The 12,805-nt window shown below is 54.0% G+C and carries 9 protein-coding genes; 5 read left to right on the top strand and 4 right to left on the bottom strand.

Annotated elements, in window-relative coordinates:
- From CDH47_RS17620 to CDH47_RS15995, 3 genes are all read right to left on the bottom strand, one after another.
- On the bottom strand, positions 1–227 hold a 227-nt coding region (locus tag CDH47_RS17620; protein WP_205077617.1), incomplete at its 3' end, for a hypothetical protein.
- Between the two features lie 270 nt (positions 228–497).
- Positions 498–3,227, bottom strand: a complete 2,730-nt coding sequence (locus CDH47_RS16000; RefSeq protein WP_100641134.1) for a hypothetical protein — start codon at positions 3,225–3,227, stop codon at positions 498–500.
- 372 nt (positions 3,228–3,599) lie between these two features.
- Positions 3,600–4,373 (bottom strand): enoyl-CoA hydratase, encoded by a 774-nt coding sequence (locus CDH47_RS15995; protein ID WP_100641132.1) that lies wholly within the window; start codon positions 4,371–4,373, stop codon positions 3,600–3,602.
- Positions 4,374–4,560: 187 nt separating this feature from the next.
- Between CDH47_RS15995 and CDH47_RS15990 the strand changes: the two genes are divergently transcribed.
- A complete protein-coding gene (locus tag CDH47_RS15990) occupies positions 4,561–6,075 on the top strand; it encodes a fumarate hydratase (protein ID WP_100641130.1) in 1,515 nt (504 codons plus the stop codon).
- A gap of 74 nt (positions 6,076–6,149) precedes the next feature.
- On the opposite strand, the gene CDH47_RS15985 is transcribed toward CDH47_RS15990, so the two are convergent.
- Positions 6,150–7,604 carry a protein adenylyltransferase SelO family protein gene (locus CDH47_RS15985; RefSeq protein ID WP_100641129.1) on the bottom strand — a complete coding sequence of 485 codons (1,455 nt, stop codon included), beginning with the start codon at positions 7,602–7,604 and terminating at the stop codon, positions 6,150–6,152.
- A gap of 71 nt (positions 7,605–7,675) precedes the next feature.
- On the opposite strand from CDH47_RS15985, the gene CDH47_RS15980 reads away from it, so the two are divergent.
- The 4 genes from CDH47_RS15980 (at position 7,676) to CDH47_RS15965 (ending at position 12,803) form a co-directional block, all read left to right on the top strand.
- Positions 7,676–8,629: a hypothetical protein gene (locus CDH47_RS15980; protein ID WP_239985851.1), complete on the top strand. Its 954-nt coding sequence runs from the start codon at positions 7,676–7,678 to the stop codon at positions 8,627–8,629.
- Positions 8,630–8,675: 46 nt separating this feature from the next.
- On the top strand, positions 8,676–9,644 hold the full coding sequence (locus tag CDH47_RS15975; RefSeq protein WP_100641125.1) for an NAD(P)H-quinone oxidoreductase: 969 nt from the start codon (positions 8,676–8,678) through the stop codon (positions 9,642–9,644).
- Positions 9,645–9,906: 262 nt separating this feature from the next.
- Positions 9,907–11,979: a type VI secretion system Vgr family protein gene (locus CDH47_RS15970; protein ID WP_100641123.1), complete on the top strand. Its 2,073-nt coding sequence runs from the start codon at positions 9,907–9,909 to the stop codon at positions 11,977–11,979.
- The gene (locus CDH47_RS15965) at positions 11,976–12,803 is read left to right on the top strand and encodes a DUF4123 domain-containing protein (protein ID WP_100641121.1); all 828 of its coding nucleotides are present in this window, start codon (positions 11,976–11,978) and stop codon (positions 12,801–12,803) included. Before CDH47_RS15970 ends, CDH47_RS15965 begins: the two co-directional genes overlap by 4 nt.
- Positions 12,804–12,805 lie beyond the last annotated feature (2 nt).

Below are 12,805 nucleotides of genomic sequence, written 5' to 3'. Positions count from 1 at the left end.
GCTTTCGGTAAGGGCGGGTTACGCTTACGTTGTTCATAGATAGTGTCCACTAAAGAATAAGTGGACACTATCTTGAAGGCTTCGGCATCACACTCAAGATGGGTTAGCCGGACGGTTACACAGTAGCCAATGACTTCAACTAATGATCTTTGGAGCAGGCTTGTAATGATGCAATTGGTGTGTTCGCTCACCGGGAACCTGTTCACAATGATGCTGGGCTTCTCCATTGCATTGCTCATGATTTTGATAGAGCGGTCCGCCTTTATGAACGACATCGGATAACAGCTGTATATCAGGTATCTGCCTCAAGTAATTTCAGGGAGATGGCTTGATGTAATCGCAGCGTTGTTAACCGTAAGGCGCCGCAAGTGGCATGAAAGAGCTCAGGGTACTAAGCACTATACTGACCCGCCAACAAAAAACCCTCGCCATATTGTGGCGAGGGTTTGCGTGTTTCCCGATCTTTTAGTTGTTAATTTAAGGTTAGGTGGTGCCTGTTAGTTTGGTGCGCACGCCCCGGTAGTGTAGAGAGCGACAGTGCCACCAACCATTTGCGCAAACACACCGGCTGGATCTGCCGAAGTGGGTGTGCTGTGGCTTGTGCCTTCAGTGTCATACTCAACGAAGCAGTTCGCAGCAAACGCTGTGGATAACGGGAAGCCACCGGCCAGGGGAGCATTGAAACTATCAACCGTAACATTAATAGTTTGCGTCTCTGAAACTTTGAGCGGCAGATTGCCTTTTAGGGGTGGTATGCCCCAAAGCATCTCGTCTGCTCCATTAGGAATAACTGTATCTCCGACAGCCTGGGACAACAGTACCGGTGTGTTTTGTCTCTCAAGATTGTCTATGAAGTTAACAGGGTCGACTGTGTCATAAGCCGCCTGAAACACATTCAAGAAGGTCTCTAGGCCCGCGCCTCCCTGTTTTAGTCCCGCTGCCTGCTGAAGGCCTGTGAGGATTCGTGGGGCAAAAGCGGGTGAGTTTTCTAGCAGACGAACAACACCGCCTCCTGGTGTCAGCAAACTTGCAGACTGGACATCATTTACGGAGGATGGGATGGGTCCGTTTGGTGTAAAGATGATGTTTGAAACCTGGTTTTCATTAACGCTGGCAACGAAAGGCGTTCCAGTGATCGTGCCGAGGGAATGGCCGGCAAAGTACACGGGGGTTGCACCAGAGATAACAAGAGGGTTATCGGTTCCAGGCAGCTCCAGTGTGGATCCTGCCAAGCTAGCACGGAGGTTCATCTGATCCAGCACGCTTTGCCGACTGTTGTCCCGGCTTGTCAGGAAGCTTGTCAGGTTAATGAACAGACTGCCTGAGTCACCCACACCATTATCGTAGTCGATGGGTGCCGGGGTGCCGGGTTGTTCAGCATAAAGTCCAAAATGACGCTCATTGCCAATTTGTGGCGCCAAACCAGGAATCGTGCTGCCTGCATTGGCCACGGTGTTGACCACAGATTGGGCGGTTATGGCTTCTGGTGAGCCCGGTGCTGCCGGCGCGCCTGCAAGCGCATTCGCCAGTGACTGCACATCTCCGGCTACCGCGAGAGGTGCCAGTGCCTGGGCTTCTGCTTCGCTAGCACCGCCAGCTTCAAGAAGTGCAATCGCCAGATCTGTTTGATCTTGCCCTGTAAACGCGGCCACACCATGCAGCGGCTGATCAATTGCGAAAACGGCATAGCCTTGCGCTGCGAGAGCTGTGCCGAAGGTCAGCGCGGCGCTGCGGTCAGTCGTAATGCCATGCTGGAAGAGAACGGCACCGTTTACATTGCCCTCAGTTGGGTAAAGGGCCAGAACTGGTACGTCGACGCCACCATCAACTGTTCGTCTCGGGAACGGGAAGATATAGTTAACAGCCGTTGACACATCAGGGTCGCCTTGGGCAAATAGGGGGTCAGGGCTTACATCTTTAAACAGGTCGTTAATACCGCCGGCAAGGGCAGCGTCTGCCGTCCAGGAGTCTGTAACAACACCAGGAGCTCCATCGGCAAGAAAGTAAGGTAGATTAACCGTGCCTTGTGCGGCAAGCACTCCGGCAGCGCCGGGAATTGCACCTGCAACTGCAGAAACAAGCCCAACGGGGGATACCGTGCTGGCATCAATAGAGAAGTCAGCTCCGGTTCGGTTTACTCCGGGTATTGGGGTCGGGAAAATGTTCGGGTTCATGCCCACAAGTTGAGATGTGATGGCTACACCCGTGCAGTCAAATGCTTCTTGGCCGTTGGCCGCGAGGCTGCATGGTGGCGCAGCAAAAACGTTTGCAAGAGCATCCCGGAAGGTGGTTGTTTCGTTGACGGGGACGTCAGGAAACGCGGCAACAGCGCCTTGGACGATTGGTGCAATCTCCGCATAACTTGAAGCGCCCCCTTGTTGTGCGCTTTTGGCGGCTGCAACTTTGACGAAGGTTTTCAGCTGGTCTGAAAACCAGGCACCGGGCTCTGCGATGTACTGAAGAACTTTCTCATCATTCGATGTTGTAAAACTATAGCTCAATGCAATGTTTTCTTCGGGGATACCCGCTGTTGCTGCGATTGGCTCCCAAAGATTGTTGATCAGCGCTTTAACTGGTGCCAGTGCAGCGTTTCCAATAGGCTGCTCTGCATCAGTTAAATTACCATAATATGGCGATGGCACGATAGTGTCGCCGTTAATATCTTCAATGCCTGTTGTTACTACAGCCACATAACGCTTTCGCGGGTTAAGAGGTTCTAGTGGCAGAATGCGAATTGCCGAGTTCCCGTCCAACATTACAACGTCTGCGCGATAGTCTGGGGTTGGCAGCATTAGAGCGGCACTTGGAGCTGGCGGTTCCTGATTGCCCAGGCCTTGAACAGGGTCGCCACTAGCATAGGTAACTTCAATAAGAAAAACGGTTTCGCCAGTGATGACTGTGTCGGGATCTAAACGACCGTTAAATGCAATGACTGCAGGGGCAACAGTAGAGGCGCCGCTCAGCTCATTTAGTGCCGTGGTGACCGGTGGCTTGCTGTCTGGAACACCAAAAGTGCCATCGCCTTGCTCGGAGTCAAAGTTAAGGTCGCTCGGAATAGGCAGGTTTCCCGCCAGCGGATCAAAAATCGGCCAAGTGCGCCCCGTGAAGTCCGGGTTGTTGATCTTATAATCCGGATTAGCATTACCCCCGTCATCACTGCCACTAAGGCAGCCTGTTAGCCCAAGGGAAGACGCCACGGCAAGACTTATTAGAGTTTTCTTGAACATGGGTGGAACCTTTTCCTGTTGTTGTATCGTTATGTTCGGCAACTAACGGGGCCGGTCTGATGCGGTAAACCCGGTGTCAGTGGCCTGTTCTGCATAAACGGTTGTCTGAAATTGTAGCCAGCGCTTTAAGCCAATTTCTATATCTATGACTATAGCGACACTAAGGCCAGTGTTGATCAGCCAAAAGTGTGATTCTTGCTGTTTGAATCCTCCTCGCACAACCTCCCTATGCTCCCTTTGGAAGGGAGCTTGGCCTTTATGAAAAAATAGATGGCCATGGGGCGTTTGTCGAGCCCAAGCTAAAGATATTCGGGGGGTTTTACAAAATGTAGCAAGCGCCCGCCAGAGCTTGAGAGGTGGCGGGCGAGTGGCTTATTTAAAGCGAGAGAAGTCTGGCTTGCGTTTTTGCATGAAGGCCCCGAAGGCTTCTGCGGCTTCTGGTGATTTCAGGCGCGCTGAAAACAGTTCGCCTTCTGCGAGCATGGTTGCTTCTAGCTCCTGCTGCACAGGCTTGTTCAATAGCATTTTCGTTGCCCGAATGGCGGCCGGAGCCTGGTTGGCGAGTTTTTCACAAGCTTCCAGGGCAGTCTTCTCTGTATTAGCGGGATCACAAATCCTGTTGATCAGCCCCAACCGGTATGCATCTTCTGCAGTGAACGCCCCGCCCAGCATTAAGAGTTCGGCCGCTCGTACCCGGCCAATCCAGGAGGGTAGTAGAAGGCTGGAGCCGCCCTCAGGGCAAAGGCCCAGGTTGGCAAAGGGCATTTGGAAGCGTGCATTGGTACCAGCGAAAACCATATCGCAGTGTAAAAGCATTGTGGTGCCAATGCCCACGGCTGGGCCGTTCACCGATGCCACGACGGGTTTCGTGGCTTTGGCCAGCAACATCAGGAAGCGGCCTACAGGCGTTTCTGCGAAGTGGCCATTCAAGCCACTGGCAAAATCGCTGAGGTCGTTACCGGCGGTAAAGCATTCTTCGCTGCCGGAGAACAGTACGCAGCGAATGCCATCATCGGATTCGGCTTGCTCAAGCGCATCGCCCAGTGCTGTGTACATGGCGTGGGTAAGGGCGTTTTTGCGCTCGGGGCGGTTAATGCGAACGGTCAAAATCTGATTGTTGATTTCGGATTGAACAAAGTCTGTCACTGTCGCTCCTAGGGTGCTGCCTGAAGTGGTTTTTGTCATTTGGTTAGGATGATACCTTTTTTCAGGTGATTGTTAAGACAAAAACTTTGCCTTTTGCCCAATCCCTCGCACTCTCGAATTTCTGATAAACTATGCCACCTGTTTTTTGATGATCCAATCATAACGATAGCAACCTGATGAGGCGCCTATGACCACCGTAATCCGCCAGGATGACCTGATTGAAAGCGTAGCGGACGCGCTGCAGTTCATTTCTTACTATCACCCGAAAGATTTTATCGACGCGGTGCATGAGGCTTACCAGAAGGAAGAGTCCCAGGCGGCCAAGGATGCCATGGCGCAAATCCTGATTAACTCACGCATGTGTGCTCAGGGGCATCGCCCGTTGTGCCAGGACACGGGCATTGTAACCGTGTTCGTTAACATCGGCATGAATGTTCAGTGGGACTGCGAGATGCCGCTGGACGACGTAATCAATGAAGGCGTACGCCGCGCCTATGCTAATCCGGACAATGTGCTGCGGGCATCGATTCTTGCGGACCCGGATGGCAAGCGTCAGAACACTGGCGACAACACGCCTGCAATCATTCACTACAAAATGGTTCCCGGTGACACGGTTGAAGTTCATGTAGCAGCCAAAGGCGGCGGCTCTGAAGCCAAGTCCAAATTTGCCATGCTGAACCCGTCTGACTCCGTAGTGGACTGGGTTCTGAAAATGGTGCCCCAGATGGGTGCTGGCTGGTGCCCGCCTGGCATGTTGGGTATAGGTATTGGTGGTACGGCTGAGAAGGCCATGCAGTTGGCGAAGGAATCCCTGCTGGATCCTATTGATATCCACGATCTGCAGGAACGCGGTGCGTCTAACCGCTCTGAGGAATTGCGCCTGGAGCTGTTCGACAAGGTGAACGATCTTGGCATTGGTGCTCAGGGCCTTGGCGGCCTGACAACCGTGCTGGATGTGAAGGTAAAAGATTACCCCACTCACGCAGCAAACAAGCCAGTGGCGATTATTCCGAACTGCGCTGCTACGCGCCACGCGCACTTCACTCTGGATGGCACCGGCCCCTCTCTGCAAACACCGCCGAGCCTGGAAGACTGGCCGGAAATTACCTGGGAAGTAGGTGAGGGTGTGCGCCGGGTAAATCTGAACACCATTACCCCGGAAGAAGTTAAAGAGTGGCAGCCGGGTGAAACCGTTCTGCTATCTGGCAAGATGCTGACTGGTCGCGACGCAGCGCACAAGAAGATGGTAGACATGATCAACGCGGGCGAAGAGTTGCCGGTGGATTTGAAAGGCCGCTTCATCTATTACGTGGGCCCGGTTGATCCTGTGCGTGAAGAAGTGGTTGGTCCTGCGGGCCCCACTACGGCTACTCGTATGGATAAGTTTACTCACACCATGCTGGAGAAGACCGGTCTCACCGGCATGATTGGTAAAGCCGAGCGTGGCCAGGTAGCTATCGACGCCATCAAGGAGTTTGGCGCGGTGTACCTGATGGCGGTGGGTGGCTCTGCTTACCTGGTCTCCAAGGCCATCAAGAATTCAGAAGTGGTTGCCTTCCCTGAATTGGGTATGGAAGCCATTTATGAATTTGATGTGGAAGACATGCCGGTAACTGTGGCGGTGGATTCCAAGGGTACGTCGGTTCACCAGACTGGCCCGGTGGAGTGGCAAGAGAAGATTATTGCTGCGAAATCCGTCTGAAATTAGTTGAGCTGTAAAACTGAGAGTCAGGTTTCAACTCCTGACTCTCAGTTCTCCCTTCCTGTTTTTCGCTGTTAGCTCGAACAACTGATGTTCAGGTGTTTGCCCCAGTCTGGCGGCAGCGCAGCGTACTTTTCATAGCCCGGCTGTTCGTCGAAGGGCTTTTCCAGAACCTTGAGCAATTCCTTCATGGGTTCAAAATCGCCATTTTGAGCTTCCAAAATCACTTTCTGCGCCAGGTAGTTCCGCAAAATGTATTTTGGGTTTACTTTGCGCATCTCGTATTCACGCTCATCTCTTGCGCGAGTTTCTTTTTCAAGTCGCTCTTCATAGCGGGCAAGCCATTCATCTGCCACCTGGCGATCCACAAACAAATCCCGCAAGGGCGCATGGCCGTGGTCATAAAGGCTTGAAAGTGCGCGGAAGAAGGTTGTGTAGTCGGCATGGTGTTCGTTGAGCATGCTAAAGGTGTCCATTACCAGGCTTAGGTCGCCATCGTCCTCTTGTGCCAAACCAAGCTTGTCTCGCATGTTTTGTAAGAAGCGACCGTTGTAGACGGCTTCATACCGCTGTAATCCTTTGCGGATGGTGTCTTCTTCCATAACGGGTAAGAGGGCATTGGCGAGATACTGGCAGTTGGCAAAGCCGACCTGTGGCTGGCGGTTATAGGCATAGCGGCCACCTTGATCGGTGTGATTGCTGATGTAACCTGCATCGAAGTCGTCGAGAAACGCGAAAGGCCCGTAATCGAAGGTGTCGCCAATGATGGACATGTTGTCGCTGTTCATCACGCCATGGCAGAAGCCTATTGCTTGCCAGTCGGCAATCAGCCTTGCGGTGCGCTCTACTACCTCTTCAAACCAGCGGGCGTGGCGCTCTTCTTCGGGTAGTTGAATCAGATGTGGAAAGTGCAGGGATATAACGTGTTCCAACAGGGTTTTTACGGCTTCCGGGCCTTCGTGGTGAGCTGCGAACTCAAAGTGGCCAAACCGTATGTGGCTCTGGGCGACTCGCACCAATGAAGCAGCGGTTTCAATGGATTCTCTGCGAACCGGGTCCCGGGCGCTGACCATAAACAGAGCGCGGGTGGTTGGAATGCCGAGCCCGTGCATGGCTTCACTGCACAGATATTCCCGAATGGTAGAGCGCAGAACCGCACGGCCATCGCCAAAGCGGGAGTAGGGGGTTGTTCCCGCGCCTTTAAGATGCCAATCCCAGCGGCGGTCATCGGGGCCGACTGTTTCCCACAACAACAGGCCGCGGCCATCCCCCAGTTCCGGATTGTACGTGCCAAACTGGTGGCCGGTGTATTTCATGGCAACCGGGTCCATGCCCTCAAGCAGTTCTGTGCCGCCACCAATTTTCGCCCAGTCGGCTTCGTTGGTAACGTGGAAGCCCATCTCCTGCGCCAGTTTGTGGTTGAAGCACGCCATTTTGGCGTCTTTTAACGGAGTGGGCTGAACGCGGGTGTAGAAGCTGTCCGGGAGTTCCAGGTAGCGGTGCTCTACGCGAAAACTATTGCTGCTCATAAAAGGCCTATACTCCAAATCAATAAGAATGCTTGCAAACTACCAACTAACACCGGGAATCAGCTCTGCTTGTGAATGCGCTCGAAAATACTATCGCCACGTTAATAGACCAGGAAGGTCTACCTAAAAGCTACGCCAACACGGTGCGGCAGATTATTGTGCCCCTGGTGCAGTATGTCTCGCAGCTCCGTAGGTCGGCGAAACGAACGCTTGTTGTAGGTATTCACGGTGCACAGGGAACGGGTAAATCGACTCTGGCCCTGTTTATGAGAGAGCTGCTCTCAAAGCACTGGGATTGCCCTACAGTCAGCTTCTCCCTTGATGATATCTACCTTACCAGAGCAGAGCGTCGGGAGCTTGCCGGGCAAGTACACCCACTGTTGCTGACCCGTGGGGTGCCGGGCACACACGATCTTGAGCTTGGCCTGCGGGTGATAGATCAGCTTCGCTCAGCCCAACCGGGGGATGAAACCGCCATCCCTGCATTCGATAAATCAATAGATGACAGGGCACCAGCAGATGATTGGCCAGTATTCAAAGGCAGGGCGGCTGTCATTTTGCTGGAGGGCTGGTGTGTGGGAGCCCGCGCGCAAAGCAAGAAGGCACTTACAGTTCCGGTGAATCTATTGGAGGAGCAAGAAGATACGGAAGGAGTATGGCGCGACTACGTGAACCAGTGCTTGAATACAAACTATAAGGAGTTCTTCGGTCAGCTGGATTGCCTGATTATGCTTAAAGCGCCCTCCATGGAAAGCGTTCTGGAATGGCGTACCTTGCAGGAAAACAAACTGGCAGAGCGAATGAGAGCAGCAGCATCGGATGATAGATCGCAGCCGTTGCGGGTTATGAGCGATGATGAAATCACACGGTTTATTATGCACTATGAACGGATAACCAAAGCATCCCTTGCGGAAATGCCGGCGAGGGCGGATGTGGTGATAGGTGTGTCGGAATCACATTCCCTTAGCTTCAAAGTCGAACCACCCATCCACATGGGGTATCCTGATAAGACACGCGATTCATAGCTGGATATTCAATAGCTGGACACTCAAGAGTGCCGAGATTCGATACATGATGAAAGCAATCAAGATAGTCGGTGATTCCCTGGTGTGGGAAGACTATGCGAGCTTCGACGAACTGCCTGCATACCACGTAGAAATCGATGTTGTCTGGACTGCCGTTAACCGGGCTGATCTGTCTCAGCGGGCGGGCGTTTACCCACCACCTCCGGGAGCGTCTGAAATTCTCGGGCTGGAAGTCAGCGGTCGTATTGCCGCTGTTGGCGAAGCCGTTACGGGTTATGAAGTGGGTGATGAAGTGTGTGCACTTCTGACCGGGGGAGGTTACGCAAGCAAGGTTGTGGTTCCTGCTGCTCAGGTATTGCCCATACCCAAGGGATATACATTGCAAAAAGCTGCAGCACTTCCTGAAGTGTTCGCGACGGCTTGGTTGAATCTTTATCAGGAAGCCGACTTGAGGCCAGGTGAGCGTGTATTGCTGCACGCGGCGGGCAGCGGCTTGGGCACCACGGTTATTCAGATAGCCACAGCGTTTGGTAACCCGGTATTTGCCACTGCAGGTGACGATGACAAGCTGGAAGTGTGCCGCAAACTGGGCGCAACGGGCACTTGGAACCGCAAGAACGGATCGTTTGTTGATGCGGTGAAAAGCTGGGGCGGCGTGGATATGGTGCTGGACCCGGTAGGCGGGAGCTACATCAAGGATGACCAAAGGGTTCTGAGCGCCGATGGCCGAATTGTTCTGATCGGTCTTCTGGGAGGGCGTTTTGCAGAGGTCGATTTGGGGCTTATGCTGGTTAAACGCCACAAGCTGATTGGGTCTACTTTGCGATCCCGCTCAGTGGCAGATAAAGAGCGCGTGCTGCAAGACTTGTATCGCCACGTTTGGCCGCTGCTGGTTGCCGGGCAGATTGAGCCTGTGATTGACAGCTCCTGGCCTATTGAGCAGGTTGAAGAGGCCATGGCTCATGTGGATGCCAACAAAAATACCGGGAAGGTACTCCTCCAGATAGGGGAGTAGCTTTCCCTGAGTTACACGCCGATTGCTTTAGTCGGCAATGTGCACCAGTTGTTTGCCGAAGTTTTTGCCCTTCAGTAACCGTTTTGCCACTTAAGTTGCGTAACGAGACCAAATTAGAGTGGCGTAGAATAGAGTTGTGGTCAAGCTCTCATGCTTGAAGCGCTTCGGCGCAGCGGGGTTACATTCACAAACGTGGTGGGTATAATCGGGCACCGGCTCAGGACGAGCATGGATAACACACCAATCTTCAGGGATAGAAGACATGCCCCAGGCAAGCGGACTGCAGTTTACCGCCCGTGTTGGCGAACTCCCCTCTGATTTATTTTCCGTTGTCGGCTTTACGCTGACTGAACGGCTATCCGAGCTTTTTCATGGTCGCCTTGAACTGGCCAGTACCGATCAGGATATTGATGCCTCCGAAGTGCTGGAGCAGCAAGTTGATCTGGTTGTTTGGCAAGGCGGCATGCCCCTTCGCCGCTTCATCGGCGTGGTCAACGAATTCGCCCGGGGTGATTCCGGCCACCGCCGCACCCGCTACGAATTGATCATCCAGCCGCCTTTGTGGCGTTTGGGGCTGATGCACAACAGCCGTATATTCCAGACCCAAACCACAGACACCATCGTGCGTTCCTTGCTGGAAGAGCGGAGCATTATGAGTGCTGAGTTCAATCTGAAGCGCGCGCCCCAAGAACGGGAGTACTGCGTACAGCACCGGGAAAGCGATCTGGCGTTTATCGAACGACTGGCCGCCGAAGAAGGCTGGCACTACCGCTACCAGCACGGCAGCGTGGACGGAGGCGAGCAACCCGGCCTGATTTTTGCCGACCACCACGGCGATGCGCCAAGACTGGAAGCCGCTGAATACAACGGCAAGGCCGGCGGAAGCACCAAACAGCCTGCGGTGTTCCGCTTCCGCTATGAAGAGCGTGTTCGAGCTGCCTCCGTCGTTACCAAAGACTATACCTTCAGAAATCCGGCCTACGCCCTGATGCACGAATACAGTGCCGCCAGTGCCAACCAACGGCAGGATTACCAGCACTTTGATTACCCAGGCCGTTTCAAAGCCGATGCCAGCGGCCAGCCCTTTACCGAAGCGCGGCTGGATGCCCTCAGAAGCGACGCCAGCACCGCCACCGGCGAGAGCAACCGCGCAGACTTCACCTGCGGTGCCAAAACCGAACTTACCGAGCACGACAACCCCAAACTGAACCGGGACTGGCTGCTTACGGCGGTTACCCACACCGGCAAACAGCCCCAGGCTTTGGAAGAAGAGGGTGGTTCTGAACCCACCAGCTACCACAACACCTTCAGCGCCGTACCGGCCGACAAAACCTGGCGGCCAAACATCACCCGCCGCCCACTCATGGACGGCCCGCAAATCGCTATAGTGACCGGCCCCGAAGGGGAAGAAATCCACTGCGACGAATTTGGCCGGGTAAAAGTACGCTTCCCTTGGGACAGATACAGCAAGAACGACGAACACAGCAGCGCCTGGTTGCGCGTAAGCCAGGGCTGGGCTGGCGGACAATATGGCTTCGTGGCCCTGCCCAGAATCGGCAACGAAGTGATTGTGTCCTTCCTCGCCGGCGACCCGGATCAGCCCATCATTACCGGCCGCACGTACCATGCGACCAACACACCGCCTTACGCGCTGCCGGAACACAAAACCCGCACCACACTGAAAACCCAAACCCACAAAGGTGAGGGCAGCAACGAATTGCGGTTTGAGGACGAAGCGGACAAAGAGCAAATCTACATCCACGCCCAGAAAGACCTGGACCTGCTCACCGAAAACAACCGCACCGAAGTCATCAAAAATGACAGCCATCTAACGGTTGAGAATGACCGCTTCAGCCACGTAAAAAGCAATGAACACCTCACGGTCGACGGCGAAAAACGCCAAACCATCGGAGCCGACTGCAGCCTGACCATCGGCGGCACCCTGCATCAGAAATCTGGCAGTGCCACTCTCTGCGAAGCAGGCAGCGAAGCCCACCACAAAGCCGGCGCTAAAGTAGTGCTGGATGCGGGTGCCGAAATCACCATTTCTGGCGGTGGCAGCTTTATCAAGCTGGATCCCAGTGGGGTTACGCTGAGTGGGCCGGGGATAAAGATTAATTCTGGTGGGGCGCCGGGGAGTGGGAGTGGGCAGGGGGCAGTGATGCCGGGATTGCCTCAGAGTTTGGAGGTGGATATTCCTGTTGCGGCTGAGGTTGATGCTTTGGCGGAGGTTGGGCAGAGAAAGAATGCACCCAGCCTAGATGTGCAGTCCCAGTTGGCGGCCTTAAAGAAAGGCAAGGCTACTTGTCCCATTTGTGAGGAAAAACCCTCATGAGTCAGGGTTGCGGATCTGTTACGGAATCACCCTTTGACGTCCTGGGCTGGCCAGCGGGTTATTCGGTTGCCCTGATGTTGGATGGCGTCGCCATCCCGGAGGCGGGAAAACAGATCTACCAGTGGGCCGATGACTCTGAAGTGGACGCTGAGTGCCTTTACGCCACGACACGCTGGGATCAAATCGCTGAAATATCGCCCTGGATTGTCTGGTTGAACGGGGCAGATGATCCCGTACTGGCGGCTTTCCTGAAGAATGGTGCGATGCAGGAACATGGATATCTGATCGTTACCGGAGTAGATAGAACGGCCTTCATGCGCTGGATTCGAGCCCATCTCCAGGTAGAAAAAGGATCAGGTTGTGAAGAAATTGTCCGCATTTCCCATCCTGCTCTTGCCCGGACTGTCATCGGAGATCAGCTCGGCCAGCGCCCCCCGTCCGGTGTTGTCCGGCAACTGATTATCCCCGATCAGATCAGCCAACGATGGCATTGTATTGAGCCAGGAAAGCAGGGTATTGGGGGCACTGAAAACAACGGGTATGCTCTTGCGCTCTCTGATGAGCTTACCCAGGCTTTTGATGCCTTCAATATGCGTCAGGTCTCATTGCAGATCTGGGAGAGTCTGGACGCCAGAACACGGATGAGTTTGGGTGGGCCGTTTCTTAAAGAAGCATTCCCCAGGCTGTTCTCGATTCTTGTAAGCGCCCGTGATGCCGGTCATCAAAGCCCAAGGGAGATGATGCGATTTTTGTTTTCAGTCCTGTCTGGAGACACAGTCACTTTGTCAGGCAGCGGTTGCGCTATTTTTAGAGATCAAGGATGAAT

Origin of the sequence: Marinobacter salexigens (genome assembly GCF_002806945.1) — a bacterium.
GTDB lineage: Bacteria > Pseudomonadota > Gammaproteobacteria > Pseudomonadales > Oleiphilaceae > Marinobacter > Marinobacter salexigens.
The sequence above is the reverse complement of the archived record's forward strand: the minus strand, read 5'-3'. Positions and strand labels throughout refer to the sequence as shown.

Coding starts and splice junctions, on each gene's coding strand:
- CDH47_RS15985 (WP_100641129.1), bottom strand. CDS start 7,604: ATGAGCAGCAATAGTTTTCGCGTAGAGCACCGCTACCTGGAACTCCCG.
- CDH47_RS15970 (WP_100641123.1), top strand. CDS start 9,907: ATGCCCCAGGCAAGCGGACTGCAGTTTACCGCCCGTGTTGGCGAACTC.
- CDH47_RS15990 (WP_100641130.1), top strand. CDS start 4,561: ATGACCACCGTAATCCGCCAGGATGACCTGATTGAAAGCGTAGCGGAC.
- CDH47_RS16000 (WP_100641134.1), bottom strand. CDS start 3,227: ATGTTCAAGAAAACTCTAATAAGTCTTGCCGTGGCGTCTTCCCTTGGG.
- CDH47_RS15975 (WP_100641125.1), top strand. CDS start 8,676: ATGATGAAAGCAATCAAGATAGTCGGTGATTCCCTGGTGTGGGAAGAC.
- CDH47_RS15965 (WP_100641121.1), top strand. CDS start 11,976: ATGAGTCAGGGTTGCGGATCTGTTACGGAATCACCCTTTGACGTCCTG.